The sequence below is a fragment of the Rhizobium sp. 01T444 genome (assembly GCF_056398305.1).
The window spans coordinates 447,012-472,691 of the sequence record NZ_JBFTPD010000002.1; the positions used below are offsets into that span (position 1 = coordinate 447,012).

General features: G+C 59.5%; 26 protein-coding genes and 1 pseudogene. 12 read left to right on the plus strand and 15 right to left on the minus strand.

Going from position 1 to position 25,680, the window contains the following annotated elements:
- Window positions 1–2 precede the first annotated feature (2 nt).
- Window positions 3–1,013 (minus strand): AAA family ATPase, encoded by a 1,011-nt coding sequence (locus AC1DTN_RS04930; RefSeq protein WP_037100272.1) that lies wholly within the window; start codon window positions 1,011–1,013, stop codon window positions 3–5.
- A 160-nt stretch (window positions 1,014–1,173) separates the two neighbouring features.
- Here AC1DTN_RS04930 and AC1DTN_RS04935 point away from each other — a divergent pair, with 160 nt between their 5' ends.
- Genes AC1DTN_RS04935 through AC1DTN_RS04945 form a run of 3 tightly spaced genes read left to right on the plus strand, consistent with a single transcriptional unit; the run spans window position 1,174 to window position 3,709 of the window.
- On the plus strand, window positions 1,174–1,809 hold the full coding sequence (locus tag AC1DTN_RS04935; protein WP_442206992.1) for a DUF1285 domain-containing protein: 636 nt from the start codon (window positions 1,174–1,176) through the stop codon (window positions 1,807–1,809).
- Window positions 1,806–2,456, plus strand: a complete 651-nt coding sequence (locus AC1DTN_RS04940) for a CoA pyrophosphatase (RefSeq protein ID WP_029868578.1) — start codon at window positions 1,806–1,808, stop codon at window positions 2,454–2,456. Before AC1DTN_RS04935 ends, AC1DTN_RS04940 begins: the two co-directional genes overlap by 4 nt.
- Window positions 2,453–3,709, plus strand: coding sequence for a CCA tRNA nucleotidyltransferase (locus tag AC1DTN_RS04945; protein WP_442206991.1), 1,257 nt, complete (start codon window positions 2,453–2,455; stop codon window positions 3,707–3,709). Before AC1DTN_RS04940 ends, AC1DTN_RS04945 begins: the two co-directional genes overlap by 4 nt.
- Window positions 3,710–3,711: 2 nt before the next feature.
- On the opposite strand, the gene AC1DTN_RS04950 is transcribed toward AC1DTN_RS04945, so the two are convergent.
- The 3 genes from AC1DTN_RS04950 to hemF form a co-directional block, all read right to left on the minus strand.
- The gene (locus AC1DTN_RS04950) at window positions 3,712–3,897 is read right to left on the minus strand and encodes a DUF1059 domain-containing protein (protein WP_007824454.1); all 186 of its coding nucleotides are present in this window, start codon (window positions 3,895–3,897) and stop codon (window positions 3,712–3,714) included.
- Between the two features lie 125 nt (window positions 3,898–4,022).
- Complete coding sequence (locus AC1DTN_RS04955; RefSeq protein ID WP_029868580.1) at window positions 4,023–4,298, minus strand: hypothetical protein; 276 nt, start codon at window positions 4,296–4,298, stop codon at window positions 4,023–4,025.
- Between the two features lie 160 nt (window positions 4,299–4,458).
- Window positions 4,459–5,370 carry an oxygen-dependent coproporphyrinogen oxidase gene (hemF, locus tag AC1DTN_RS04960; protein WP_029868581.1) on the minus strand — a complete coding sequence of 304 codons (912 nt, stop codon included), beginning with the start codon at window positions 5,368–5,370 and terminating at the stop codon, window positions 4,459–4,461.
- A 134-nt stretch (window positions 5,371–5,504) separates the two neighbouring features.
- Here hemF and AC1DTN_RS04965 point away from each other — a divergent pair, with 134 nt between their 5' ends.
- A complete protein-coding gene (locus AC1DTN_RS04965) occupies window positions 5,505–5,765 on the plus strand; it encodes a hypothetical protein (RefSeq protein ID WP_037100062.1) in 261 nt (86 codons plus the stop codon).
- Between the two features lie 2 nt (window positions 5,766–5,767).
- On the opposite strand, the gene AC1DTN_RS04970 is transcribed toward AC1DTN_RS04965, so the two are convergent.
- Window positions 5,768–7,414 carry a Na/Pi cotransporter family protein gene (locus AC1DTN_RS04970; protein ID WP_442206990.1) on the minus strand — a complete coding sequence of 549 codons (1,647 nt, stop codon included), beginning with the start codon at window positions 7,412–7,414 and terminating at the stop codon, window positions 5,768–5,770.
- Between the two features lie 187 nt (window positions 7,415–7,601).
- Window positions 7,602–8,063 (minus strand): tRNA (cytidine(34)-2'-O)-methyltransferase, encoded by a 462-nt coding sequence (locus AC1DTN_RS04975; RefSeq protein WP_310386939.1) that lies wholly within the window; start codon window positions 8,061–8,063, stop codon window positions 7,602–7,604.
- Between the two features lie 384 nt (window positions 8,064–8,447).
- Between AC1DTN_RS04975 and AC1DTN_RS04980 the strand changes: the two genes are divergently transcribed.
- Window positions 8,448–10,304, plus strand: coding sequence for an ABC transporter ATP-binding protein (locus AC1DTN_RS04980; RefSeq protein WP_477920047.1), 1,857 nt, complete (start codon window positions 8,448–8,450; stop codon window positions 10,302–10,304).
- 67 nt (window positions 10,305–10,371) lie between these two features.
- Here the strand turns inward: AC1DTN_RS04980 and AC1DTN_RS04985 are convergent, their stop codons facing one another.
- A complete protein-coding gene (locus AC1DTN_RS04985) occupies window positions 10,372–10,623 on the minus strand; it encodes a CopG family ribbon-helix-helix protein (protein WP_007824443.1) in 252 nt (83 codons plus the stop codon).
- A gap of 162 nt (window positions 10,624–10,785) precedes the next feature.
- Here AC1DTN_RS04985 and AC1DTN_RS04990 point away from each other — a divergent pair, with 162 nt between their 5' ends.
- Window positions 10,786–12,681 carry an ABC transporter ATP-binding protein gene (locus AC1DTN_RS04990; protein WP_477920070.1) on the plus strand — a complete coding sequence of 632 codons (1,896 nt, stop codon included), beginning with the start codon at window positions 10,786–10,788 and terminating at the stop codon, window positions 12,679–12,681.
- On the opposite strand, the gene AC1DTN_RS04995 is transcribed toward AC1DTN_RS04990, so the two are convergent.
- Window positions 12,652–13,581 (minus strand): endonuclease/exonuclease/phosphatase family protein, encoded by a 930-nt coding sequence (locus tag AC1DTN_RS04995; RefSeq protein WP_477920048.1) that lies wholly within the window; start codon window positions 13,579–13,581, stop codon window positions 12,652–12,654. The genes AC1DTN_RS04990 and AC1DTN_RS04995 overlap by 30 nt on opposite strands.
- Window positions 13,582–13,868: 287 nt before the next feature.
- Between AC1DTN_RS04995 and petA the strand changes: the two genes are divergently transcribed.
- From petA to AC1DTN_RS05015, 4 genes are all read left to right on the plus strand, one after another.
- On the plus strand, window positions 13,869–14,444 hold the full coding sequence (gene petA, locus AC1DTN_RS05000; protein ID WP_310386946.1) for a ubiquinol-cytochrome c reductase iron-sulfur subunit: 576 nt from the start codon (window positions 13,869–13,871) through the stop codon (window positions 14,442–14,444).
- 14 nt (window positions 14,445–14,458) lie between these two features.
- A complete protein-coding gene (locus AC1DTN_RS05005) occupies window positions 14,459–15,727 on the plus strand; it encodes a cytochrome b (protein ID WP_310386948.1) in 1,269 nt (422 codons plus the stop codon).
- A 25-nt stretch (window positions 15,728–15,752) separates the two neighbouring features.
- A complete protein-coding gene (locus tag AC1DTN_RS05010) occupies window positions 15,753–16,625 on the plus strand; it encodes a cytochrome c1 (RefSeq protein ID WP_113322015.1) in 873 nt (290 codons plus the stop codon).
- A 116-nt stretch (window positions 16,626–16,741) separates the two neighbouring features.
- Window positions 16,742–17,284 (plus strand): adenine phosphoribosyltransferase, encoded by a 543-nt coding sequence (locus AC1DTN_RS05015; protein ID WP_310386951.1) that lies wholly within the window; start codon window positions 16,742–16,744, stop codon window positions 17,282–17,284.
- 55 nt (window positions 17,285–17,339) lie between these two features.
- On the opposite strand, the gene AC1DTN_RS05020 is transcribed toward AC1DTN_RS05015, so the two are convergent.
- Window positions 17,340–17,807 (minus strand): MaoC/PaaZ C-terminal domain-containing protein, encoded by a 468-nt coding sequence (locus tag AC1DTN_RS05020; RefSeq protein ID WP_442206987.1) that lies wholly within the window; start codon window positions 17,805–17,807, stop codon window positions 17,340–17,342.
- A complete protein-coding gene (locus AC1DTN_RS05025; protein ID WP_113322017.1) occupies window positions 17,804–18,274 on the minus strand; it encodes a MaoC family dehydratase in 471 nt (156 codons plus the stop codon). The genes AC1DTN_RS05020 and AC1DTN_RS05025 overlap by 4 nt, the downstream gene beginning before the upstream one ends.
- 82 nt (window positions 18,275–18,356) lie before the next feature.
- Here AC1DTN_RS05025 and AC1DTN_RS05030 point away from each other — a divergent pair, with 82 nt between their 5' ends.
- Entirely contained in the window at window positions 18,357–19,427 is a 1,071-nt protein-coding gene (locus AC1DTN_RS05030) for a hypothetical protein (protein WP_442206986.1), read from the plus strand.
- A gap of 119 nt (window positions 19,428–19,546) precedes the next feature.
- Here the strand turns inward: AC1DTN_RS05030 and ychF are convergent, their stop codons facing one another.
- On the minus strand, window positions 19,547–20,650 hold the full coding sequence (ychF, locus tag AC1DTN_RS05035) for a redox-regulated ATPase YchF (RefSeq protein WP_442206985.1): 1,104 nt from the start codon (window positions 20,648–20,650) through the stop codon (window positions 19,547–19,549).
- Between the two features lie 227 nt (window positions 20,651–20,877).
- Here ychF and clpS point away from each other — a divergent pair, with 227 nt between their 5' ends.
- Window positions 20,878–21,189, plus strand: coding sequence for an ATP-dependent Clp protease adapter ClpS (gene clpS / locus AC1DTN_RS05040; RefSeq protein ID WP_442206984.1), 312 nt, complete (start codon window positions 20,878–20,880; stop codon window positions 21,187–21,189).
- 25 nt (window positions 21,190–21,214) lie between these two features.
- Here the strand turns inward: clpS and AC1DTN_RS05045 are convergent.
- The 4 genes and pseudogenes from AC1DTN_RS05045 to AC1DTN_RS05060 form a co-directional block, all read right to left on the minus strand.
- Window positions 21,215–21,669: pseudogene (locus tag AC1DTN_RS05045) on the minus strand (N-acetyltransferase family protein).
- A 5-nt stretch (window positions 21,670–21,674) separates the two neighbouring features.
- Window positions 21,675–22,391, minus strand: a complete 717-nt coding sequence (pth, locus tag AC1DTN_RS05050; protein WP_442206983.1) for an aminoacyl-tRNA hydrolase — start codon at window positions 22,389–22,391, stop codon at window positions 21,675–21,677.
- Between the two features lie 94 nt (window positions 22,392–22,485).
- Entirely contained in the window at window positions 22,486–23,208 is a 723-nt protein-coding gene (locus tag AC1DTN_RS05055; RefSeq protein ID WP_442206982.1) for a substrate-binding periplasmic protein, read from the minus strand.
- 26 nt (window positions 23,209–23,234) lie between these two features.
- Window positions 23,235–25,592 (minus strand): EAL domain-containing protein, encoded by a 2,358-nt coding sequence (locus tag AC1DTN_RS05060; RefSeq protein ID WP_442206981.1) that lies wholly within the window; start codon window positions 25,590–25,592, stop codon window positions 23,235–23,237.
- Window positions 25,593–25,680: the final 88 nt, after the last annotated feature.

A 25,680-nucleotide genomic window follows, 5' to 3' on the forward strand; every position in this document is an offset into this window, starting at 1 on the left:
CCTTATCCCTTTGCCTGCTTGACCAGTCCGGCGATGACGTCGCGCACCGACATGCCCTCGGCGCGGGCGGCGAAGGTCAGTGCCATGCGGTGCTCGAGAACGGGCTCGGCCAGAGCGTAGATATCGTCGAGCGAGGGCGCCAGACGGCCCTCATAGAGCGCGCGGGCGCGGGCGCACAGCATCATCGCCTGGCCGGCGCGCGGGCCAGGCCCCCAGGCCACATGCTTGTCGGTGGAGGCATTGCCCTGGCCTGGACGGGCTGAGCGCACGAGCGAGAGGATGGCATCGACGACGGTATCGCTGACCGGCATCTGGCGTACGAGCGTCTGGATTTCGGACAGGCGTGCCGCATTGATGACCGGTTCGGGTTTGGCTTCGGTGAGACCCGTCGTTTCCAGAAGGATCTGGCGCTCGGCGGCAAGTTCGGGATAGTGAACATCGACCTGCAGAAGGAAGCGGTCGAGCTGGGCTTCGGGAAGCGGATAGGTGCCTTCCTGCTCCAGCGGGTTCTGCGTTGCGAGAACGTGGAAGGGTGAGGGCAGGTCATAACGCTGGCCGGCAATGGTGATATGATATTCCTGCATCGCCTGCAGAAGTGCCGACTGGGTGCGCGGCGAAGCGCGGTTGATTTCGTCGGCCATCAGAAGCTGGGCGAAAACCGGCCCCTTGACGAAACGGAAGGAGCGGCGGCCGCTCTCGTCCTGGTCCATCACTTCGGAACCCAGGATATCCGAAGGCATCAGGTCGGGCGTGAACTGGATACGGTTTGCGGCAAGGCCGAGGACTTCGCCGAGCGTTGTCACGAGCCTCGTCTTGGCAAGGCCGGGAACACCGACGAGGAGTGCATGACCACCGGAGAGAACGGCGAGAAGCGTGTTTTCAACCACGCTTTCCTGACCGAAGATGACCTTGGAAACTTCCGTGCGGATGGCGGCGATATCGGAGAGCGCTCTTTCTGCGGCGGCGACAATCGCCTGTTCATCGAGGCTGGCTTCGGTCTTGATCATACCCACGGGCATCTCCAACGGCTGAAATCATTCGGCTGCGAATCGTCTGACTTTAATAGGCGTGCCTCATACCCGATACAGTTATGAAGATGTTGCGGGCTGACAAGTTTGTTTCAAATGACTATCTCGTGACTTTATTTTGTTAAGAGCAAACCGGGACAGAAGAATGGCAGCCGAGGAAATGAGGCATACGGCAGATGCAGCGGGGCTTGCCGCGCTGATTTCGCGCGCTTCCGAGGCGAAATCCGGCAAAAAGCGCGGCTTGCCGCCTGTCGAGAAATGGAATCCGCCCTTTTGCGGCGATATCGACATGGAAATTCGGGCGGATGGCACATGGTTCTACATGGGCACGCCGATCGGCCGGGCTCCGCTGGTCCAGCTCTTTTCGACCGTTTTGAGGAAGGACGAAGACGGAAAAACCTATCTCGTAACTCCTGTGGAAAAGGTCGGCATCAGGGTCATTGACGCACCCTTTGTGGCCGTCGAGATGAATGTAAGTGAGCGAGATGGCCAGCAGGTTCTGACCTTCCGCACCAATGTCGGCGATGTCATCGAGGCCGGCAAGGATCACCCTCTGCGCTTTCCGGATCATGGGCCAGAGTATGGGAAAGACAGTGAACTAAAGCCCTATCTGCATGTGCGGGGCCGGCTTGAAGCATTGGTGTCACGCGCCGTGATGTATGAGCTGGTCGAACTCGGAGAGGTGGCCGAGGTTGCCGGCCGGGAGATGTTCGTCGTTCGCTCCGGTGGTGAGATTTTTCCGATCATGCCGGCCGACGAACTGGAAGCAGCCTCCCGATGAGTGAAGCGATCAGCAAGACCTATCCCCCGTTTTCGGCTGCCGAGTTCCGTCGCCGTGCGCTCAATCAGATCGGTGCACCCATCGATCACGCCTGGCGCGACCATGGCGACCATGTGCTCAATCCCGATATCGTTGCGCTGGCCGAGACCTTGAAACTCCGTGATGCGGCCGTGCTGGTGCCCGTCGTCGATGATGGCGAAGAGGCGAAGGTGATCTTCACCAAGCGAACGTCGACACTGCGCAAGCATTCTGGCCAGATCGCCTTTCCCGGTGGTTCGATCGATCCCGAGGATGTCTCGCCCGAGATGGCCGCGATCCGCGAAACCGAGGAGGAGATTGGTCTTGGCGGCGGCTTCGTCGAGACGGTCGGCCGGCTGCCGAACTATCTGTCGTCCACCGGGTTCCGCATCACGCCCGTTCTCGGCGTTGTGCAACGCGGTTTTTCGCTGCAGCTCAATCCGATCGAAGTGGACGACGTTTTCGAGGTGCCGCTTTCCTTCCTGATGAATCCTGCCAATCACACACGGGACAAGCGGGTAGTTGATGGTATCGACCGGCATTTCTACCGCATGCCCTATGAAACGCGGATGATCTGGGGCATCACCGCCGGCATCGTCCGCACGCTTTATGAAAGGCTTTATGCATGACCTCTGTTGCCGACCAGGCATGGTTTCAGGATCCGGCGCTCGGTCGGGTCTTTGCGCTACTGAACGCCGATGGCGGGGAAGGGCGTGTGGTCGGTGGCGCGGTGCGCAACAGCCTGATGGGGCTTGCGGTCGCCGATATCGATGTCGCCACCACGCTGCTGCCGGAAACAGTCATGGAGCGGGCCGCTGCTGCTGGCGTCAAGGCGGTACCGACCGGCATTGACCACGGAACGGTGACGCTCGTCATCGATGGCCGCCCCTTCGAAGTGACGACGTTGCGTACCGATGTGGAAACGGATGGCCGTCGCGCCAAGGTGGCCTTCAGCGCGGACTGGCAATCGGATGCGGAACGGCGCGACCTCACCATCAATGCACTTTACGCAAATGCTGCGGGCGAGGTGATCGATCTCATCGGCGGGCTCGATGATATCGAGAAGCGCAATATTCGCTTCATCGGTAATGCAGCGACGCGGATCGCCGAGGACTATCTGCGCATCCTGCGCTTCTTCCGTTTCTTCGCCTGGTACGGTTCCGGACGGCCCGATGCAGAAGGGCTGAGAGCGTCATCCTCAGCGCGTTCGAAGCTGAAAACGCTGTCGGCCGAACGGGTCTGGTCGGAGCTCAGAAAGCTCCTGTCGGCGGAAGATCCAGGCCGCGCGCTTCTCTGGATGCGGCAGGTTGCAGTTCTCTCGGAAATCCTGCCGGAAACGGAAAAATGGGGCATCGATGCCATTCCCGCGCTTGTTGCGACCGAGAAGGCGCTCGGCTGGGAGCCTGATCCGCTGCTGCGGCTGGCCTCGATCATTCCGCCCGATCCGGTGCGGCTGGAGGAATTGGCAGCACGGCTGAAATTTTCGAATGCGGAAACCGCCTATTTCAGGGCCTGGGCAAAAGCCGCCCCGGTCAATGACGAGATTTCCGCCGCCGCCTTCGAGAAGCTGCTCTACAGAAACGGCGTGGACGGCATCATCGTGCGGCTGAAACTGGCGCTTGGCGTTGCTCGGGGCAAGGCAGAGAATGGTAGTTTTGATGAGATGAGCCGTTCGGCGCGGCTTTCGAAGCTTCTGGATCATGCACGCATCTGGAAGAAGCCGCAGTTTCCGCTGAACGGCGCAGATGTGATGGCCACGGGCATACAGGCCGGCCCGAAGGTCGGTGAAATCCTGTCGACCTTGGAAAACCAGTGGGTGGAAGAGAATTTTGTCTCCGACCGGGCGGCATTGCTCGCCCGGCTCTCGGAGATTGCAGGTTGAGATCAGGCCGCGTTCGCTTCGTCGCGGATGCGGGCCTTGATATTGTCCACCATGTTTTCGCGAATGGTCGTTTCGCCGTGGGCTGTTCTCATATGTTCGACGGCGCGGCGAACGACTTCAGCGTCATTGTCGGCCCTGGTGTGCCAATCGCATCCGGGAACGAGTGTACCGCATTCGAAAAGTCGCATGGTCTTCTCCTGTCTCTGAAATACAAAACCATCGCGCTTTCGCGCGTTTGAGGAATGTGCGGCAACGGAGAAGGTTCCGGGGGAGAAAGCTTCGGCCGACTTGGACGCCGGCCGAAAGGCTCTGTTTATTGATGGGGCATTGCCCAGGCCATGTAAGTCTCCGAAAGGTGCGCAGGCCTGTTGCTGTTGGCAGCACCTGTTGCCTGCTGTTGAAGTTCTTCCGGAGTCTTGCCGCCTGCGAGCTGCAATTTCACCTGCTCGACAAAGCAGGAGAGCGGCAGGTCGGAACCGCTTTTCGCTCTCAAGTCTTCGGCGATGCGCGTTAGAAACTCGGGCGCTTCGATTGCGCGGGACGTTTCCTGGATATCTGCAGAAGCAGGCGAGCTGCTTTGTACCGTCATGACAATCCTCCTCCGATTGTAACGCACAGAGACTAATTTAGGACGCACTCAGTTCTGATGAAGGCCGTTCAACGCGATTTTACCGGAATAGTATTTCAAATTTACCAGCAGGTTTGCCTTTATCAGCATGCCGGTCTTTGCCCGCATGCTTGGCGCCGGCTTATGGCCAGCGCACGACGGGCGGCAGGGAAGAAAGAATGGATTCGACATTGCCGCCGGTTTTCAGGCCGAAGATCGTCCCTCGGTCGTAGAGCAGATTAAACTCGACATAGCGGCCACGGCGAATCAATTGTTCGTCACGGTCGGCCTCCGTCCAGTCTTTGTTGAAGTTTGAGCGGACGATCTTGGGGTAAACCATGGCGAAGGCCCGGCCGACGTCACGTGTGAAGGCGAAATCGGCTTTCCAGCCGCCGGCTTCCTCGTCGGAATGCAGCCAGTCGTAGAAGATGCCGCCAACACCGCGCGCCTCGTTGCGGTGCTTGAGGAAGAAATAGTCGTCGCACCATTTCTTGTAGGCCTCGTAATCGGCGACCGCATGGTTACGGCAGGTGATTTCCATGGCCTTGTGGAAGAGCTGTGTGTCTTCATCTTCCTGCGTGCGGCGGCGACCGAGAACCGGGGTCAGGTCGGCGCCGCCGCCGAACCAGCGGCTGGTGGTGACGACCATGCGGGTGTTCATGTGAACGGCCGGCACGTTGGGATTGACCGGATGGGCGATCAGCGAAATCCCCGACGCCCAGAAGCGCGGATCTTCGGCGGCGCCCGGTATCTGTGCCCGGAAGTCGGGCGCGAATTCGCCATAGACGGTGGATGTATGAACGCCGACCTTTTCGAAGACGCGGCCTTCCATCATCGACATGCGGCCACCGCCGCCTGCACCGTTTTCGCGCGACCAGTCTTTGGCGACAAAGCGGCCGGGCTCCTGATCGGAGAGGGGGCCTTCGAGTTCATCCTCCAGCGCTTCGAAGGAAGCACAGATCGTGTCCCGCAGTCCCTCGAACCATGTACGGGCGGCAGTCTTTTTGTCCTCGATGTCTTCGGGCAGGCCGATCGGCAGTTCCGGTCTTTCCATGCGATTCGCTCTTTGTTGATTACAATCCCGGTTTAGCAGGTGCAGCAGAAGCCTGCCAGCAGTGGAAAGCGCCTGCAAGATTCGACTCGCAAAGGGCGGATTTCGATACTACTTTTCATGCAGAGGTAGGTTTTATGGCAAAAATTCCGGGGCCTCCGCCCTTCGAAGGCTTGAAGCGCAGAATAGCAAAGCATCGGGCAGAGGCGTCCGCCCGCGAGAGGGATCATTTTGTCCGCGAAACATACCGGATGGGGCTTTTGGAAGCCCGCGCCAAGGCGCGCGAATGGTTCGACGAATATCCGAAAGCCGCCTATTGGACCGAAGTGGAAAGCTGGCGCCAGCTGGAAGGCGACCAGATCGAATTCACCATGCGTCGCTTGCCATCCGCCGATTGAACTTATTCGGCTGCATCACGCAGGCGGCTTTCGATCAGAAGGCCGCTTTCGTCGAGGATCGGATGCGCCACTGAGACGATGTGCGCATTGATACGCTTCAGGTCACGCAGCATATCGAGATGAAGTGAGCTCGTCTGGAGGCTGTCGGCACGCCCGTCGCGCAGCCGCTCCAGATGTCGCTCGGCCGATTGCTTTTCCATGCGGCGGACCTCGACCTTCACTTCCATCATCTGCCGGGCGAGATTGAAGTCGCGGGTGACGAAGATCGTCTGGGCGACGCGCAGGTTGTCGATCGTCAGATCAAACAGTTTGCGCAATTCCCTGTAGCCGTCTTCGGAGAATTTCAGGCCGAGCGAGACCTTCTTGCCGACCTGCTCCAGCAAGCCTTTCTCGATGATGTCGCCCATATGCTCGAGATTGATCGCGTAGTCGATGATAACGATAGACCGGCGAGCATTCTCGTCGCTGAGCCCGCCGCGGCCGAGCTTGGAGAGATAGACCTTCACCTCCTGCTGCAGCAGATCCACGCGCTTTTCGAGCGCAGGGATTTCGGCGAGCTTGGACATGTCATTGTGTTCGAAGGCATCGGAAGCGCGCAGGAGCATGCGTTCGATCAGATCGCCGACGCCGAGTACTTCGCGCGTCGCGCTGGCAAGGGCCACGACGGGCGTCGACAGCTCCTGCATATCGAGAAACTTGGGACCCTGATCCGGCTGCACGTCATCAGGCACGAGGCGGGCGGTAAAGACAGCCAACATCCGCGAAAAGGGCCAGGCCACGGCGGCAAGAAGGATGTTGAAGATCAGATGCGTATCGACCGGCAGCTTGGCGGGGCCGAAGGGCAGCATTTGAAGCAGCGGCGCCGCATAGCCGGCAAGCGGCAGCGCAATCAGGCAGCCCGCGGTGCGGACGATGAGATTGCCGAGCGTGACGCGTCTCGCCGAGGCGGGGCCGGAGAGGGTTGCGACAACGGGCGGAATCGCGCCGCCGAGATTGGCGCCGAGGACGAGAACGATGATCAGTTCCGGGGACACGATGCCCGTTGACGCGAGCGACAGTATCAGGACGACGACGGCAAGGCTCGACGACGAGATAAAGGCGAGTGCTGCGGAAAAAACCAGGGCGACCGGCCACGCATCGCCGAGCAGGCCGATGAAGGCAGCCAGTGCCGGCGACGTGCGCATGGGCTCCGTCGCATTGCTCAGTAGATGCAGGGAGAGCAGCATCAGGCCGATGCCAATCATGGCCGCGCCGCCGCCGTGGCGGGCGCTGGACTTTCCGCGATAGAGCACGATGCCGCCAAGAATAAGCAGTGGCGAAAGCCATTCGATGCCGGTAGCGACTATCCAGGCGGTCACGGCAGTCCCGACATTGGCGCCGAGCAGCACGATCTGGGCCATGCGCGGCTTGATGAGATCGCGCTCCACGAAAGAGGCCGTCATGAGGGCCGTCGCAGTCGAACTCTGCAGGGCGATGGTTGCCAGGAAACCTGACAGGATCGAGCGCGGCCCGTTCGCGGTGCCTGTCGCAAGCCCGGTCCTCAGGCGTGCGCCGAAGGCACGCGTAACACCGTCCTTGACCTGCGCAAGGCCGAAGAGCAACAGCGCAATCGCGCCGAACAGATTGATCATGACGATCGTGGATTCCATGGCCTTGGTCTTTTTCTTCTTCTTGAGAAGTTTTCTCGGGTCTACGTTTCCGTAGTCGAGTAAATCATTGGAATCTCACTGCTTGTGCAGAATTATTGATTGCCTGGCTAATTAATATAGGCGCTTTTGCGTCGATTCAAAGCGTCGTTTGCGACATCAAGGCCGCCAAGGATCGGCATGGGCCGGTTCACGACCAGGCGGTCTGCCGCATTGCCTCGCCTGTTATCATCGCGGCGGAGACGGCAAGGTTGATCGAACGCTGGCCTTCCACCATCGGAATCAGAATGCGCCCGTCGGCGCGTTCATGCACATGATCGGGCACGCCGGCGCTTTCACGGCCGAAGAGCAAGATATCGTCGGGACGGAAGACGAAATCCGTGTAGCGCTGCGATGCCTTCGTGGTGGCGAGGATCAGGCGGCGGCCGGTGGCTGCGCGCCATTCCTCGAAGCGTTCCCAATTGACATGGCGGGTGAGGGCGGCGGTGGCCAGATAGTCCATGCCCGCGCGCTTCAGATTTCGATCGGAAATGTCGAAACCGGCGGGCTCGATGATGTCGACCGCAAAACCCAGGCAGGCGGCAAGGCGCAGGATCGTTCCGGTATTGCCTGGGATATCGGGTTGATAGAGCGCCAGTCTGAGGTCTGCCATGGGAAATTGTCCGTTGAGATGATAAGCAACTTGCCTATCCGAACTGTGATTTTGAGGCAACAGAACGCTTTTTGACCTGTCGATGGCCACTTTCCGAGCGGTCGGGGCTGGAAATTTAGGCATTTTCGCGTTATCGGTGCATATCTTCAATCGCCAACAGGGAGCGCCGACATGGATACATTTGTGCTGATGCGTCTCCCGCCCGTGATGCCACGCTTGGCGATCTGGCGCATATAAGGCGCTTTTCTTTCCCCAATTGCCCATTTTGAATAATTGCGCGGCCATTACGGCCTCGCCCCTTGAGCCTCCGGTTCCCATATGTGCTTTCGTGCGCCCTAAGAGCGCAAAGCCGGGGCCGGAACGCGGAAGTTCTGGAGCGATTTCATGTTTGACTGGTTCGAACGGCGACTTAATCCCTATCCGAGCGAGGAGCCGGTCGCTCCCCCGAAGGGTCTTTTTGCCTTCTGCTGGCACTACAGCAAGCCGGCGGCGGGATGGCTTGCGCTTATGGCCTTCTTGACGGCGCTGATCGCAGTCGGTGAAGTGGCGCTCTTCCAGTTCCTTGGCGATATCGTCGACTGGTTGACGAATGCCGATAAGGCGACCTTCCTGCAGAATGAGGGTCACAAGCTGATCTGGATGGGCGCGCTGGTGCTGATCGGACTGCCGCTCATTGCCGGTCTCGATTCGCTGATCATGCACCAGATGATGCTCGGCAATTATCCGATGATCGCGCGCTGGCAGATGCACCGCTTCCTGCTGCGCCATAGCATGACCTTCTTTGCCAACGAGTTCGCCGGACGCGTGGCCACAAAGGTCATGCAGACGTCGCTTGCCGTGCGCGAAACGGTCATGAAGATCCTCGACGTCTTCGTCTATGTCGTGACCTACTTTCTTTCGATGATCGTCATCATCGCGGCTGCCGACTGGCGGCTGATGCTGCCGATCCTCGCTTGGCTCGGCATCTATATAGGCATCGTCGCCTATTTCGTGCCGCGGCTTCGCAAGATTGCGGCGCAGCAGGCGGATGCGCGCTCGCTGATGACCGGCCGCGTGGTGGATAGCTATACGAACATTGCCACCGTGAAGCTGTTCTCCCATGCAGGCCGTGAGGAGGTCTATGCCAAGGAGAGCATGGACGGCTTTCTGGACACGGTGCACAGGCAAATGCGCAAGGTGACGCTCTTCCATATGAGCGTCTACATGAACAACTGCATTTCGCTGTTTGTCATTTCCAGCCTGTCCATCTGGCTGTGGCTGAACGGCACGATCTCGGTCGGCGCGATTTCCATTGCCATCGGCCTTGCGATGCGCGTCAACGGCATGTCGCAGTGGATCATGTGGGAAGTCTCGGCGCTCTTCGAAAACATCGGCACCGTCTATGACGGCATGGAGATGATGTCGAAGCAGCACGATATCGTCGACAAGCCGGGTGCGCCTGCGCTGACGGCGAAGAAGGGTGCGATCCATTACGAACGCATGGGCTTCCACTATGGCAAGGGCAAGGGCATCATCGACAACCTGTCGCTCGATATCAAGGCCGGCGAGAAGGTCGGTCTGGTCGGTCGCTCCGGCGCAGGCAAGACGACGCTGATGAACCTGCTCCTGCGTTTCTACGATCTGGAAGCCGGGCGCATCACCATCGACGGCCAGGATATCTCAGATGTGTCGCAGGATAGCCTGCGCTCGTTGATTGGTGTTGTGACGCAGGATACGTCATTGCTGCATCGCTCGATCCGCGACAACATTGCCTATGGGCGTCCTGACGCAACCGATGAGGACGTCATCGAGGCGGCAAGACGGGCGAATGCCTGGGAGTTCATCGAAGGGCTTGTCGACATGCACGGCCGCAAGGCGCTTGATGCGCAGGTCGGCGAGCGCGGTGTGAAACTTTCCGGCGGCCAGCGCCAGCGTATCGCGATCGCCCGCGTCTTCCTGAAGGATGCGCCGATCCTGGTGCTCGACGAGGCGACCTCGGCGCTCGATTCCGAAGTGGAAGCGGCGATCCAGGAAAACCTCTTCGCGCTGATGGAAGGCAAGACTGTCATCGCGATCGCTCACCGCCTGTCGACGCTAACCGAGATGGACCGGCTGATCGTGCTGGACAAGSGCCGCATTATCGAAAGCGGCACGCATGGCGAACTGGTCAGCCATGGCGGTATCTATGCCGATCTATGGAATCGCCAGTCCGGCGGCTTCCTTGCCGATCACGAGGAAGAGGCCGAAGTCGCAGCCCAATAAAATAAGCCCTTCCCGTTTCTGCGGGGAGGGCTTTTCTTTTGTCCTGCCGAAGAAATCAATTTTCCGCTTAGAGCGTGCGGACTCGGTCGGCGCAGAGGCTGTCGGCCCAGTCGATGACACGATGATGCTCCACGACGATGATCGAGTTCGAAGCAAGCGACTGAAGCGTGAAAATCCGCAGCCGTTCCTCCCGTTCGATCCAGCTTGCGATGGCTTCCGTCACGATGCTGTCGCGCGGCACATCCAGCGCGTCCGCCAGGGCGTCGAGCTTTTCCGCAAGGGAAAGCGGAAGATGCGCATTGAGCGTTTTCGTTTCCATATCTGCGGTCTCCGGTAAGGCGCGATCATGGCACGAGATCGTGGCTGCTTCCACCCGTATCAAGGGAGATGACGCCGATATTACCGATCATTACGAAAATATAAGGTTGCGTCCGCCTTATATTCTCTTTGCCGCAATTCTGAACGGGCCTATATCGCGGTGATGCTGCTCACTCCGATCCTTCGCCTGTTCGAAACTTGGATAGATCCTTTCCGCGCCAGCGACAATCTTCAGCCGCCGCGCAATACTTTCGGATTCATCTGGTTCTACATCGGTCAGGCCAGGTGGCCCTTTATCGCCATGCTGGTGCTCGGCGGCATGTCGGCGGCAATCGAAGCAGCCCTCTTCTGGTTCGTCGGGCGCCTCGTCGACATCCTCAGCACGATCAAGCCCGGAGCCGGCTGGGGCACGCTTCTGGCCACCCATGGCGGCGAGATTTTCGGCATGCTGGCGCTGATCGGCATTGTCCGTTTCGTCGTTGCCTTCCTGATCGCGCTGATCGACCAGCAGGTGATCACGCCGGGTTTCTATAATCTGGCGCGCTGGCAGTCCTATCTGCATGTGTCGCGCCAGTCGCTTGCTTTCTTCCAGAGCGATTTTTCCGGCCGCATCGTTACCAAGGTCTGGTCGGCGGGGCAGGCGACGGGCGATCTCGTGACATCGCTGATGGAAAGCGTCTGGTTCGTCGGCATCTATGCCGTCACCACGCTGGTTCTGGTCGGGCAGCTCGATTTCTCGCTGGCGGCGGTGGTTCTCTTCTGGCTGGCGGCTTTCAGCGTGCTTGCCCGCTATTTCGTGCCGCGCATCCGCTATCACTCGCGTGAAACCGCAGAGGCAGCCTCGCTGCTCAATGGCCGCATCGTCGATGCCTACAGCAATATCCAGACGCTGAAGCTCTTCGCACGCGACGAGGAGAGCGACCGCTACATGCTTGACGGCTTCAACGCCTATCAGGAAACGGTGCTGAAGTTCACGCGTTTCATCACCGGGGTTCGTGCGTCTATGGCGCTGCTCTCGGGCCTGATGATCGTCACCATGGCCGGCCTCAGCATCGATCTGTGGCTGCGCGGGCTGATCAGCTCGGGTGGGGTCGCCTTTTCGCTGACGCTGGTTCTGCGGTTGAACTTCCTTCTCGGCCGATTGATGACCCAGTTTAACGGCATCATGCGCAATCTCGGCACCATTCAGAATGCGGCCGAGCTGATTTCCCAACCGCTGCATCTCGTCAACCGCCCCGATGCGAAGGAACTCGTCATCAAGCATCCGGGTATCCGTTTCGAGAATGTTTCCTTCCACTACGGCAAGGAAAACGCGGTCATCGACAATTTTTCGCTGACGATCCGTCCTGGCGAAAAGGTCGGCATCATCGGCCGCTCCGGTGCGGGCAAGTCGACGCTGGTGAATATTCTCCTGCGTCTTTACGATCTCGAAGGTGGGCGCATTCTGATCGATGGGCAGGATATCGCTGCCGTCACCCAGGAATCATTGCGTATGCAGATCGGCATGGTCAGCCAGGATACGTCGCTGCTGCATCGCTCCGTGCGTGACAATATCCTCTTCGGCCGGCCCGATGCCGGAGAGGAACGCCTTGTCGAGGCTGCCGGACGCGCCGAAGCGCTCGATTTCATCGAGCGGCTGCGGGACCAGCAGGGGCGCAAGGGTTTTGACGCGCATGTCGGCGAGCGCGGGGTCAAGCTCTCGGGCGGCCAGCGCCAGCGYRTCGCCATTGCGCGTGTGATGCTCAAGGATGCGCCAATCCTTGTTCTCGACGAGGCGACGTCGGCGCTCGATTCGGAAGTGGAAGAGGCGATACAATCGAACCTCAACCGCGTGATGGAAGGCAAGACGGTGCTTGCGATCGCCCACCGGCTTTCGACCATCGCCGCACTCGACAGGCTTGTCGTGATCGACCGCGGCAAGATCATCGAGGAAGGCACGCATGATGCGCTCCTCAAGCAGGGCGGGCTCTACGCCGAACTCTGGGCACGCCAGTCGGGCGGCTTCCTCGCCTCCGATGACGATACGCGCTCAGTATTCGCGAACGAAATCGCTGACTAGGCCGTAATGGTTCGAGCCGAAGCTGTCCTCCAGCCGGCTCGTCGAGCGGATGAGCAGCGGCGGTCTTGCGAAGATATGGTCGATGCTGATGCCGAACGAGCCGGCGCTGACCGGCCAGGTGGTTGGTTCCGGGAAATCTGTGGTGAGGCCGGYTCCGCGCAGAAAGTGCTGAATCGTCGGCGCGAGGATCGAGGAATTGAAGTCTCCGGCGACCACCAGAGCCCCCGTGTGAGATTGCATGAAAGTCGGGAGATCCTGGAGTTCGTCAGACTGGAAATCATCAAAATATGGCTTGGACAGGTGAGGGAACAGGAAATCGACAGGCGTTCCATCGAAGTCGATCGAAACCGACACGAGCCGCTTTTTCCAAAGCTCGCCGATGTCATGGATCTCCTGCTGGACAAAGGGACGCTTCGACAGCACAAGCGTATCGCATGTCTCGCTCGCATCGCAGCCGATACGGTAGGGATAGAGTTGCAGAAGCCGTGGCAACTGCGCAAAGACCGGCTCGGCCTCCATGATGTCGACCACATCGGCGCCTGAAGCCAGTATGGCGTCGGCAATCCGCCCACCGTTTTCAAAATTGTCATTCTCGATGTTGAAGGACATTAGCCGGAAAAGGCGAGGAGCATTCTCCGGAGGCGTCCTGCCGGCGAATTCGCGCAGCATGATGACACCGTGGATATTCAGGAAGGTTGCCACCGCCAGCATCAGAAAGCCATACCAGTGCCGCTTGAAAAAGAGGGCAATGACCGCGCCGACGGCGCAAACGATGCTGAGATGAATCTGGAAGCTGTAAACGAGCGAAAGCAGCCAGAAATCGGTAAAATAGCGGAGCGAAACGAGGGCCAGGACAATGGTGATGAGGACGCTCAATACGCAGAAAACAGTATGCCTCATCGGCGCAAATCCAAATTCATATGGCAAACTCACCAGCGCCTAACACGCCCCCTCGTTTGTTGCAACGCAGCAAAGTTGCAAGCCAGTGATTGCCTTAAAAAATTCACTGAAATTTCCCGCGACATTGTGCCCCCATCCCCTTGTCAAGGGTGGACATAATTTGCGATCAAGCATAGAACGCGCCGGATTGGTGGGGAATCTATGGCCGAAATTTGTTCTGATAGATTCGCCGCCTCTGGAGGGGCAGGGCGGAATTCCGCGACAATTGCGCAGAGGATGGTTAAGCCGTGAGCGAACACGTAACGACAAGCGAGGCTTCAGAGCCCACTCGCCGTGATTTCCTTTATCTCACCACTGGCATGGCTGGTGCGGTCGGTGCCGTTGCGGTTGCATGGCCGTTCATCGACCAGATGCGCCCGGATGCGTCGACGCTGGCATTGGCTTCCATCGAAGTCGATGTCGCAAGCCTTACGCCCGGCATGTCGCTGACGGTCAAGTGGCGCGGCAAGCCGATCTTCATCCGCAACCGCACGCCGGAAGAAGTCAAGGCCGCCGCTGACGTCCAGCTGTCGGATCTCAAGGACCCGATCGCTCGCAACGCAAACCTTCCTCCCGACGCTCCGGCAACGGGCGCCGACCGCTCGGGCGGCAAGGATAAGGAAAACTGGATCGTCATGATCGGCACCTGCACCCATCTCGGCTGCGTTCCGCTCGGTCAGGCCGGTGAATACAATGGTTGGTTCTGTCCCTGCCATGGCTCGGTCTACGACACGGCCGGCCGCATCCGCAAAGGTCCGGCGCCGCAGAACCTGGCGATTCCGACCTTTTCGTTTTTGTCCGACACGAAGATCAAGATCGGTTGAGGGGAGACTGATTAATGAGTGGCCATTCCAGCTACGAACCATCAACCGGCCTGGAAAAGTGGGTCGATGCGCGCCTTCCGCTGCCGCGCATGGTCTATGACAGCTTCATTGCCTATCCGGTTCCGCGGAACCTGAACTACGCTTACACTTTCGGCGCCATGCTCGCCGTCATGCTGATCGTACAGATCCTGACGGGCGTCACGCTCGCCATGCACTATGCCGCCGACACGACGATCGCCTTCAACTCCGTTGAAAAGATCATGCGTGACGTCAACCACGGCTGGCTGCTGCGCTACATGCATGCCAACGGCGCTTCGTTCTTCTTCGTCGCCGTCTACCTGCACATCGCCCGCGGCCTCTACTACGGCTCCTACAAGGCGCCGCGCGAAATCCTCTGGATCCTCGGCGTCGTCATCTACCTGCTGATGATGGCAACCGGCTTCATGGGCTACGTTCTACCCTGGGGCCAGATGTCCTTCTGGGGCGCGACTGTTATCACCGGCTTCTTCTCGGCCTTTCCGCTGGTCGGCGAATGGGTTCAGCAGTTCCTTCTCGGCGGCTTCGCCGTCGACCAGCCGACGCTGAACCGTTTCTTCTCGCTGCACTACCTGCTGCCCTTCATGATCGCCGGCGTCGTTGTCCTGCACATCTGGGCTCTGCATGTGGTCGGCCAGACGAACCCGACGGGCGTTGAGGTCAAGACCAAGACGGACACGGTTCGTTTCACGCCTTACGCAACGCTCAAGGATGCGCTCGGCGTCTCGGTCTTCCTGATCGTCTATGCCTACTTCGTCTTCTACCTGCCGAACTATCTCGGCCATGCCGACAACTACATTCCGGCCGACCCGCTGAAGACCCCGGCCCACATCGTTCCGGAATGGTACTTCCTACCGTTCTACGCCATGCTGCGTTCGATCACCTTCAACGTCGGTCCGATCGACTCCAAGCTCGGCGGCGTCCTCGTCATGTTCGGCGCGATCCTCGTGCTGTTCTTCCTGCCCTGGCTCGACACTTCGAAGGTGCGCTCGGCGGTTTATCGTCCGTGGTTCAAGCTGTTCTACTGGCTGTTCGTGATCAACGCGATCATCCTCGGCTGGCTTGGCTCACAGCCTGCAGAAGGCCTGTACACGACGATCTCGCAGGTCTGCACACTCCTCTACTTCGCCTTCTTCCTGGTCGCGATGCCGGTTCTCGGTCTGGTGGAAACACCGCGCCGTATTCCGAACTCGATCACTGAAGCGGTGCTCGAAAAGCGCAACAAGATTGCTGCGGCCAAGGCCTGAGCGAGCGACGGGAAGGAATAGAAACATGAAAAAGCTTGTTGCAAGCATTCTGTCGCTCGCGGTCACAGCCGGTGTTGCCGGTGTGGCTTTTGCTCAGGAAGCAGCGGCTCCGGCCGCTCATCACGAGGAAAGCGCTACGCCGCATTATCCGCTGAAGGAGCCCAAGGAAATCGACTGGACCTTCGCGGGTCCGTTCGGTCACTACGACAAGGGCCAGCTCCAGCGTGGCTTGAAGGTCTACACGGAAGTCTGTTCCGCCTGCCACTCGATGAACCTCGTACCCTTCCGCATGCTGAGCGAGCTCGGCTATTCGGATGCGCAGGTGAAGACCTTCGCGGCCAATTACGAAGTCCAGGACGGCCCGGATGCCAGCGGTGAAATGTTCACCCGCAAGGCGGTTCCGTCTGACCACTTCCCGTCGCCCTATCCGAATGTGGAAGCGGCTGCTGCCGCTAACAACGGTGCGGCTCCGCCTGACATGTCGCTGCTCGCCAAGGCGCGCGAAGTCGAGCGCGGCTTCCCGCAGTTCGTCTTCGACATCTTCACGCAGTATCAGGAAAGCGGCCCCGACTACATTCACGCGCTGCTGACCGGCTACGAAGAGCCGCCGGCGGGCGTCAAGGTGGCGCAGGGCTCGCATTACAATCCGTATTTCCATGCCGCTGACGTGCTCGCCATGCCGAAGCCGCTCTCCGACGACCAGGTCACCTATGACGATGGTTCGCCGCAGACGGTCGATCAGTATTCCAAGGATGTCTCGTCGTTCCTGATGTGGGCGTCCGAGCCGCACCTCGAAGAACGCAAGCGCACCGGCTTCATGGTCATGATCTTCCTGCTGATCTTCACCGTGCTGATCTACCTGACCAAGCGGTCGATCTATTCCCGGACCGATCACTAAGCGGACCCTTAGTCCCRAGGAAAAGGCGGCTTTWYAGCCGCCTTTTTTATTTGGTTTGATCCGRCGCAGTTGATAGTGTGCGGGCGCTTYRTGCCCCTCGCAGATACGGATTATCGATGAACAATACGCTTTCGGAGCTTGCGGCCAGCATCCGCTCCATTCCGGATTACCCCAAGCCCGGCATCATCTTTCGCGACATCACCACGCTGCTCGGCAATCCGCGTGCCTTTCGCCGGGCGGTCGATGAGCTCGTGCAGCCCTATGCCGGTCTGAAGATCGACAAGATCGCCGGCATGGAAGCGCGGGGCTTCATCCTCGGCGGCGCGGTTGCGCATCAACTGTCCTCGGGCTTCGTGCCGATCCGCAAGAAGGGAAAGCTGCCGCATGACACGGTGCGCATCGCCTATAGCCTGGAATATGGCGTGGACGAGATGGAAATGCACCGCGATGCCGTCCAGCCGGGCGAGAAGGTGATCCTCGTTGACGATCTGATCGCCACGGGCGGCACTGCTGTGGGCGCGACACAGCTTCTTCGCCAGATCGGCGCGGAAGTGGTCGGTGCCTGCTTCGTCATCGACTTGCCGGATCTCGGCGGCCGCAAGAAGCTCGAAGACCTCGGTGTCGATGTTCACACGCTCGTAGAGTTTGCCGGTCATTGAGCATCTCAATTTCAGTAGAGCCGTTGCAAGCTCTGCTGAAATTGCTCCAGCCGGATCATTCAAATTCCAGCACGCTGCTTTCGAAGCGGATGACGGGAATACTGTCCTGATTGACGCCTTCACAAAGAATGGTGTTGAGATGCCAGCCTGGCCGCGATGCAAGCGGCCGGCCCGAGAGAAAGGTCACGGAGTAGCTAACCGTCTCATCGACAAAAACCGGCTTCAGCCATTGCAGCTTCTGGAAGCCGGGTGAGGGGCCGAGGTTCGGTGGCTTCAGGCCCTCCTTCTTCAGCCGGCCAATCTCCGCTATCCAGTATTTGAGGAAGCATTGCATCCAGGCGGCCGTCGTGTGCCAGCCGGAGGCGCAGAGCGCGCCGAACATGGTGTCTTTCGCGGCTTGCCCGTCGGTATGGAAACGCTGCGGATCGTATTTCCGTGCGAAGCGGAGGATATTTTCCTCGGTAAAGACGTAGGTGCCGATCTCAATCTTGTCGCGGGCGGCGTAAAGTTCGGTCATTCTCATACGTCGGCCTCCGGGTTACCACGCATGCCAAAGATGACGGAATTCTCCGACAGGCAGACCAATTCGCCGCGCTGGTTTTCCACCTCGTGGCGGAATTTGACGATGCCGAGGCCTGGACGCGAGCGCATCGGACGCGCCTCCAGCACCGTCGAATGGCCGGAGAGAGTGTCGCCTGCCAGCACCGGTTTGCGCCACTCCATGAAATCGACGCCTGGTGCACCTTCGCAAAGCGAGTTCAGCACGAAACTGTCGGCCATCATGCGCATGAACATCGCCGAAGTGTGCCAGCCGGAGGCAGCAAGGCCGCCGAGGATGCTGGCGCGGCCTGCCGCTTCGTCCAGATGCATCGGTTGCGGGTCGAACTCCGCTGCGAATTCGATGATTTCGGGTGCCGTTACCGGCTTCGGGCCGAGCGGGAAGCGCCGGCCGGGCTGGAAATCCTCATAGGCAAGCTTTTCTGCAGGCATCAGGGTCTCTCATCATAGGCAGGCCTCATTGCTTACAATAGCATCCGCGCGGGCTCAATGATTCCCTGGGGGGCGAACCAGAATGGCAGAACTAAGGTCGATACTCGATGAGGCGGCGCGGGAGGGGTTGATCACCGCCGAGGCCGGCGAGCAGCTGGCACCGTTCCTTGCAGCGCGTGGCGTGATCGTCGAGGCACGTGCGAGCGGGCCTGAAGAGCCTGCCTGGTCTGATACCGAGACACCGCGCTTCGTGCGCGGCTTCCACGATGTACTGATCACAATCGGCATTCTCATCGCACTCGCGGGCCTCTGGGGGCTTGCTTCGCTCTATGCGGTGCTGCCTGCGATCCTGGTGCTGGCGGAAATCCTCGTGAAGCGCCAGCGCCTCGCGCTGCCGGCTGTCGTGCTGACGCTGGCGGTTTTTTCCTGGACCTTCCGGATGATGCTGTCGGTCTATCCCTCCAATGCCGATCTGTGGCTGACCGGCGATGGTATCGATAGGTTCATCGTCGCCTTCCCCGTCATCATGGGGCTTTTCTATCTGCGCTACCGTGTGCCGCTTGCGCTTGCACTCTCCATCTTCTCGGGGCTGGCCCTCGTGCTCGCGCTTGTCTTCCGCCTGCTGCAATGGGGGAGCGGCGACGATGCCTTCATCCTCAACCATCCGACTCTCGTGTCGGTCATCCTGTTTGCCTGCGCCGTCGGCTTGTTCGTCGCCGCACTGGGCTTCGATCTCAGCGACAGGTTCCGCCGCACAACGCGATCGGATGTCGCCTTCTGGCTTCATCTCGTCGCCGCGCCGGCCCTGCTTTACAGCATCCGGATATTGCTTTCACTAGACGGCGGCTGGCTGGATATCATGGACGCCAACTCCTTCAAGACGCCTGTTGTCGTCGTGATCGTCGCGCTGCTGATGCTGATTGGCCTGATCATTGACCGGCGCGCTTTCGTGACGTCCGGCCTGCTGACACTGGGACTGGCGATCTATGGGATATTCCAGCAGGGGAGTGCGACCGTCGATACCTACATCTTCGGAACGCTTGTTGTCGTCGGCGTGATCGTGCTCGTCATCGGTACGGGCTGGATGCCGCTTCGGCGCATCGTGCTGCGCGCCTTGCCCGCAGGCGTAGTGGAAAGGCTGCCGCCCGGCTGAGCGGCAGCTAAAAGCGTGTCACGATCTTTCAGATCCGCTTCCCACGCTTCAGGTCTTGTTTTTCCGTACGTCGTTGTCGCAAAACTGCTGAACGGCTTTGCGCGACATGCTTTGGTCAATCAGGTGTTGAAGCGGAAGTGGATGACGTCGCCGTCCTGGACAACATATTCCTTGCCTTCGTCGCGCGCCTTGCCGGCTTCCTTGGCGCCGACTTCGCCGCCGAACTGGATGTAGTCGTCATAGGCGATGGTGTTGGCGCGGATGAAGCCGCGTTCGAAATCCGAGTGGATGACGCCGGCCGCCTGCGGCGCCTTGGTGCCACGCTCGATCGTCCAGGCCCGCGTTTCCTTCGGGCCGACCGTGAAATAGGTGATGAGATGGAGCAGCTTGTAACCGGCGCGGATCAGGCGGTCGAGGCCCGCTTCGTCAAGACCGAGGGCCGAGAGGAATTCCTTGGCCTCTTCGTCCGGAAGCTGGGCGACTTCGGATTCGATCGCCGCCGAGATGGTGACGGTTTCGGCACCCTGAGCCTTGGCCATCGCAGCGACGGCCTCGGTATATTTGTTGCCGGTCGAGGCATCGCCTTCGGCGACGTTGCAGACGTAGAGAACCGGGTGCGATGTCAGAAGGTTGAGGCCTTTCAGGATGTTGGTCTCTTCGGCATCGAGCTTCGAAAGCAGCGTGCGGACTGGCTTGCCGTCCTGCAGCAGCGCCAGCGAGGCTTCCATGATCGGCAGCATTGCCATGGAATCCTTGTCCTTGCCAGTGGCGCGCTTGCGCGTCTGCTCGGTGCGGCGCTCGAGGCTATCGAGGTCGGCGAGCATCAGTTCGGTTTCGATCGTATCGGCGTCGGCAACCGGGTCGATGCGGCCTTCCACGTGGGTGATGTCGCCGTCTTCGAAGCAGCGGAGCACATGCACGATGGCATCGACTTCGCGGATATTGGCAAGGAACTGGTTGCCGAGACCTTCACCCTTCGAGGCGCCGCGCACGAGGCCGGCAATATCGACGAAGTTGATCCGGGTCGGGATGATTTCCTTCGACTTGGCGATAGTGGCAAGCTTCTGCATGCGTGCGTCGGGAACGGCCACTTCGCCGGTATTCGGTTCGATCGTGCAGAAAGGATAGTTCGCCGCCTGTGCTGCCGCCGTCTTGGTGAGCGCATTGAAGAGGGTCGATTTGCCGACATTCGGCAGGCCGACGATACCGCATTTGAAGCCCATGGCTGAAACCTGCTGTTCTCTAGAATTCCTTGGCCGTGCCTATGGGATAAAGGAGGGGAGCGGTCAAGTCTTAGAGAGCTTTTCTCGCGGCTCCCTTGCCGACAGGGTCTGGTGGCCTTATTCTTGTTATGGCGGGATTTTTGCCGACACCGAGTGTCGAAATTCTGCAATCGAAATAGTTTAGTTAGATCGAACCCCCTTCCCATGTCATCAAGGGCGGATTTCCGATGGTTGACAACGATATTGCCTTGAAACCCAAAACCAGAACGAAGCTCAAGCTGGACAAGCCGAAGCTTTACAAAGTCATTCTCGTCAATGACGATTATACGCCGCGCGAGTTTGTCATCATGGTGCTGAGGATCGTCTTCCGCATGAGCGAGGATACCGGCTACCGTGTGATGATGACGGCGCACAAGCTCGGCTCGTGCGTGGTGGTTGTCTGCACCAAGGACATAGCGGAGACAAAAGCCAAGGAGGCCATCGACCTTGCCAAGGAGATGGACTTTCCGCTGATGTTCACCACGGAGCCTGAGGAATAGGGGCCTGAGAAATAGGACAGGCGTCTCAAGACGGCCGGCGGATCTGGTAGCCGGTCTTGTCTCGAATGAAACCGCAGTTTTCATAGAAACGCAGTGTCGCCGGATTTTTCGATCCGGTCAGCAGCATCACCTTGTAGCAGCGGCATTCCAGGCTTGCGCAATCGCATGCTGGATGAGCCTGCCGGCATAACCTTGCTTGCGGTGATCGCCGTGGGTGACGACGTTTTCGATCAGTGCATAGGAGGCGCCATTGCGCGTCAGGTTGGGCACGATGATCAGCGTGACGGTCGCAGCAGCAATCTCGCCGGCAACGCCGATGAAGACCGTCATGCCGGGTTGCGCCAGAATGGCGGAGAAACGCTCCATTGCCACATCAGGCGCGAGGACCGGATCGGTCGGGCTGAGGTGCTGATAAAGGCTGGTCAGGTTCTGCAGATCGCCGACGACCGCAGGTCGGATGATGAAGTCCCCGACAGTCATTGCGTTCAGTCGCCTTTGTTGCCGAACATCTTTTTCAGCATCTCGGCCATGGGGCCGGTCGCCGGAAGCTTCTGCTGGCCGTGATTGCGGGCCTGATGGATATGGGACTTTCCCGCTGGCTTCTTCTCCGGCTTCGGCTTTTCCTCTTCCGCCTTGCCGCCGAGCGCCAGCGCGATCTTGTTCATGAGCTGGGAATCCTCTTTGCGGACCAGCATCTCGGCATTGTCGGCAAGCGTGTCGAGCAGTGGCTCCAGCCAGTCGCTGTCGACTTTGGCGAAATCGCCGAGCACATGGTTATGCACCAGTTCCTTGACGCCGGGATGGCCGATGCCAAGGCGCAGGCGGCGGTATTCCTTGCCGCAATGCGCGTCGAGCGACTTGATGCCGTTGTGGCCTCCATGGCCGCCGCCGGTCTTCAGCCGCGCCTTGCCGGCCGGCAGATCGAGCTCGTCATAGATCGCCACGAGATCGGAAGGCTGCAGCTTGTAGAAGCGCATGGCTTCGCCGACTGCTTCGCCTGACAGATTCATGAAGGTCTGCGGCTTGATCAGCAGCACCTTCTCACCCGCCAGCTCTCCTTCGGAAATCTCAGCCTTGAACTTCTTCGACCAAGGCGAAAAGCTGTGGCGGCGGTAGATGGCATCCACCGCCATGAAGCCAATATTGTGCCGGTTGCCGGCATATTTCGCGCCGGGATTGCCGAGACCCGCAATGATCAGCATGGCCTGTCTTCCTTGCAAGAGCTGTTGGCGTTCACCACCGCGAAATGGCGGCAAAGTCAAGTGGCAAAGGCGGGCGTGAACGGCAGGCGGCCGATCATTTCAGCAGATGCAGACCATATTTCAGGAAGATCTGCTTCTGTTCGCCGCTGGCGATCAGCTTGTCCAGCGAGGCCCGCATGCGGCCCAGAAGATCGTCCGGGAAATTCTTCTCGCAGGCAATACCCATCGGCTGGGAGGACAGTACCGTCACCATTTCCAGCGGCTGGTCGGCCTTCAGCTTGTCGAAATAGAGTTCGGAGATCGGCATCATGTCGATGCGCCCGCCAAGCAGCTTTCGCAGCGTTGCGTTGAAATCGCTGGCGACGTCGAGCTTGGTAAAGCCCTTCTCCTTCAGCGTCACTTCCGTGTAATCGTCGCGCTGTGTGCCGATGACGTATTTCTTTGCCTCTTCAAGATTGGTGGCAGAGACGCCCGAACCCTGGCGGGTGATCAGGATGTTGCGGTCAACGAGCAGCGGCTCGACCCATTTGAACAGGCCGTCACGCGCGGCATTGTGGGCGGTTGCGAATACGCAGGTCATGGGTGTCGCGCGCGCGAGACTGAAGGCGCGGGCCCAGGGCATTATCTCGATCGTATACTCGACGCCGATATCGGCCATGATCTTCTCGACCTGCTCGACGGTCGCGCCCTTGATGACTTTTCCGTCGCGGTAGTTGAAGGGGGCGTATTCCTCGGTCACGAAGGATACCGTCTCGGCCGAGGCAGACGTGGCAAAACAGGGCAGGGTCAAAAGTGCAAGAAGCAGCAGCTTTTTCATCGCGATACCTCCGATATTTCGTCAGTTCATGAAGCGCGTGCCACGTTCGGCAGCGAGCTGCTTAGTTCCTCGATCAGCTTGGCGGCATTCTGCGGACGGTGGAACAGATAGCCCTGACCATAATCAAGGCCCATCTGGTGCAGCGTACTGCATTCCTCCTCCGTCTCGATGCCTTCGGCGATGACGGTGCAGTTCATCTTGTGCGACAGCGTGGTGATGCCTTCGATCAGCATGCGGCTCTTCTGGCGCACGTCATCGTCAGCATCATTGATGGCGCGGGTGAAGGACTGGTCGATCTTGATGATGTCGACCGGGAAGCGGTTGAGATAGCTCAACGACGAATAACCGGTGCCGAAATCGTCAAGCGCTATGCGGCAGCCGAAACGGCGGAGTTCCGTCACGATCATGCGGATCTGCGGGTTGTCGTGCATCAGCACAGCCTCCGTGATCTCGACGACGATACGATCCGGCAGGATGCCGTGGCGGCCGAGGATGGCGGCAAGGCGGGCAGCGAGCGCCGGCTCGAACTGCAACGGCGAGAAATTGATCGCGAGATAGGTGTCCTGCATGCCGGGCAGGCGAGAAATCTTCGCCAGATTGGCGATCGCCTTTTCCATGATGACATTGCCGACCCGGACGATCTTGGCAGTCTCTTCGGCCACGCTGATGATCTCGGCCGGTGGCATGAGACCCTTCTGCGGATGATTGAGGCGCATCAGCGCCTCGAAGCCGGCGATACCGCGGCCGTTCAGGTTGACGATCGGCTGGAGATAGGCCTCGAACCAGTCGTCGGCGAGGCCGGCTTCGATATGGGCTTCGATCTCGGCGCGGCGGCGGGCATGATCGAGCATGCCGCTATCGAAGATCTGTGCGCCGTTCTTGCCATCGCGCTTCTTGGCGTACATGGCCATGTCGGATTTCTGCAGCAGTTCGGCGGCGGTCGCAGCGTGGCGAGGATAGATCGCAATGCCAACAGAGGCGCTGAGATGCATGTCCGGGCCGAAGGGCGTCTCGAAGATCGAAGCGATCTGGTCGCACATGGCGCGGGCGCGTTTTTCTGCATTCTTTGCCGGCAGCAGGATGGCGAATTCATCGCCGCCTAGACGGGCAGCTTCATCGGAGGGGGCAAGCAGCGTCTTCAGCCGCTCCACGAGTTCGATGAGGGCGGCATCACCGGCGGCGTGGCCCATATTGTCGTTGATCCACTTGAAGCGGTCGAGGTCGACGAAGAGGCAGGCGAGTTCCTGATCGGCGGCATCGGCGGCTGCGATCTTGCTGTCGAGCACGGCTTCGAAGCCCTGGCGGTTCAGGAGGCCGGTCAGATGGTCAGTGATTGCCTGGCGATGGTTGCGGTCTTCGGAGGCCTTCAGCTCCGTCACATCGGTCATGACGGAGAGCGACTGACCTTCCTCTCCGTGAGTCGTGAGCGCCGATTCCATGATCAGGACGTCCATGATGCGGCCGTCCATGCAGATGAACTTGACGGTGACGTCGCCGGTGCCGTTCTCACGCTGGCTCTTGCGCTTGATGAACTTGTCACGGGTGAAGGAGGTAACGAGATCGGAGAAGTTCCGGCCGATGACGGCGGCGCGGTGATAGCCGGTCGCAAACAGCCAGTAGTCGCTGACGGCGGTGATGTGGTCTTCCTCGTCGAGGGAGAAGAGCATGGCGGGCGTCAGGTTGTAGATATCGGTGGTGCGGCGATGCGCAAGCTTCAGCTCGGTTTCCTCGTTTTCAAGCTTCGTCTGCATTTCGTTGAAGCTCTGGGCGAGGCGGCCCATTTCGTCGTTCGACTGCCAGTCGACATGGTGGCGGGAGCCGAGCTGGCGTGTCGCCTCGATCGCAGCCGTCAGTCGCATCAGAGGCTGGATGACGAAGATGCGGTTGCCGATGAGTGCGGTGGCGAAAACGGCCAGCACCGCGAAAATGAAGATCGAAATGAAGACGACCTCTTCCTGCTTCAGGCCGGAAAACAGGCCGAGTGCCGGATAGAAGACGGAAATGCTGCCGAGGTTCTTCGGCCCATCGACGGTGTTGTAGATGATGGCCCGGGAAACCTGAACCAGCTTGCCATCGAAGGACCTCGGAATGGTCGACTGGCTGACGTCGAGCTCGCCGGACTGGTCGCGGACCTCCACCTTGACGATGGCGCCCTGCGAAACGACCGTCGCGCTGATCTGGGTCACGCTATCGGCATCGAGATCCCAAAGCGGCTTGGCGAGCGCCTGGGCATTCGCCACAAGAAGAACGGAAATATGGTCGCGTATTTCCTTGTCGGCACGCTCAGAGGAAAGGAAAAGAAAAAGAACAAAGAGGGGAGCTACAAAAACAAGCAGCGCGCCGCAAACAATCGCAAAAAATCTGTTCTCAACGGAATTATTCATGGTTCCGTTTGCTCCACGGGGTCGGAATATTCTGCGGTCACGCAGCAGGGCGGGGACTTCGCAACCAGCCGGAGCATGCTTCCATAAA

What these genes read in the sequence shown, in the direction of transcription:
- AC1DTN_RS04935 (WP_442206992.1), top strand. Translation starts at nt 1,174, where the DNA reads ATGGCAGCCGAGGAAATGAGGCATACGGCAGATGCAGCGGGGCTTGCC.
- AC1DTN_RS04940 (WP_029868578.1), top strand. Translation starts at nt 1,806, where the DNA reads ATGAGTGAAGCGATCAGCAAGACCTATCCCCCGTTTTCGGCTGCCGAG.
- AC1DTN_RS04945 (WP_442206991.1), top strand. Translation starts at nt 2,453, where the DNA reads ATGACCTCTGTTGCCGACCAGGCATGGTTTCAGGATCCGGCGCTCGGT.
- AC1DTN_RS04950 (WP_007824454.1), bottom strand. Translation starts at nt 3,897, where the DNA reads ATGCGACTTTTCGAATGCGGTACACTCGTTCCCGGATGCGATTGGCAC.
- AC1DTN_RS04955 (WP_029868580.1), bottom strand. Translation starts at nt 4,298, where the DNA reads ATGACGGTACAAAGCAGCTCGCCTGCTTCTGCAGATATCCAGGAAACG.
- hemF (WP_029868581.1), bottom strand. Translation starts at nt 5,370, where the DNA reads ATGGAAAGACCGGAACTGCCGATCGGCCTGCCCGAAGACATCGAGGAC.
- AC1DTN_RS04965 (WP_037100062.1), top strand. Translation starts at nt 5,505, where the DNA reads ATGGCAAAAATTCCGGGGCCTCCGCCCTTCGAAGGCTTGAAGCGCAGA.
- AC1DTN_RS04970 (WP_442206990.1), bottom strand. Translation starts at nt 7,414, where the DNA reads ATGGAATCCACGATCGTCATGATCAATCTGTTCGGCGCGATTGCGCTG.
- AC1DTN_RS04975 (WP_310386939.1), bottom strand. Translation starts at nt 8,063, where the DNA reads ATGGCAGACCTCAGACTGGCGCTCTATCAACCCGATATCCCAGGCAAT.
- AC1DTN_RS04985 (WP_007824443.1), bottom strand. Translation starts at nt 10,623, where the DNA reads ATGGAAACGAAAACGCTCAATGCGCATCTTCCGCTTTCCCTTGCGGAA.
- AC1DTN_RS05005 (WP_310386948.1), top strand. Translation starts at nt 14,459, where the DNA reads ATGAGTGGCCATTCCAGCTACGAACCATCAACCGGCCTGGAAAAGTGG.
- AC1DTN_RS05010 (WP_113322015.1), top strand. Translation starts at nt 15,753, where the DNA reads ATGAAAAAGCTTGTTGCAAGCATTCTGTCGCTCGCGGTCACAGCCGGT.
- AC1DTN_RS05015 (WP_310386951.1), top strand. Translation starts at nt 16,742, where the DNA reads ATGAACAATACGCTTTCGGAGCTTGCGGCCAGCATCCGCTCCATTCCG.
- AC1DTN_RS05020 (WP_442206987.1), bottom strand. Translation starts at nt 17,807, where the DNA reads ATGAGAATGACCGAACTTTACGCCGCCCGCGACAAGATTGAGATCGGC.
- AC1DTN_RS05025 (WP_113322017.1), bottom strand. Translation starts at nt 18,274, where the DNA reads ATGCCTGCAGAAAAGCTTGCCTATGAGGATTTCCAGCCCGGCCGGCGC.
- AC1DTN_RS05030 (WP_442206986.1), top strand. Translation starts at nt 18,357, where the DNA reads ATGGCAGAACTAAGGTCGATACTCGATGAGGCGGCGCGGGAGGGGTTG.
- ychF (WP_442206985.1), bottom strand. Translation starts at nt 20,650, where the DNA reads ATGGGCTTCAAATGCGGTATCGTCGGCCTGCCGAATGTCGGCAAATCG.
- clpS (WP_442206984.1), top strand. Translation starts at nt 20,878, where the DNA reads ATGGTTGACAACGATATTGCCTTGAAACCCAAAACCAGAACGAAGCTC.
- pth (WP_442206983.1), bottom strand. Translation starts at nt 22,391, where the DNA reads ATGCTGATCATTGCGGGTCTCGGCAATCCCGGCGCGAAATATGCCGGC.
- AC1DTN_RS05055 (WP_442206982.1), bottom strand. Translation starts at nt 23,208, where the DNA reads ATGAAAAAGCTGCTGCTTCTTGCACTTTTGACCCTGCCCTGTTTTGCC.
- AC1DTN_RS05060 (WP_442206981.1), bottom strand. Translation starts at nt 25,592, where the DNA reads ATGAATAATTCCGTTGAGAACAGATTTTTTGCGATTGTTTGCGGCGCG.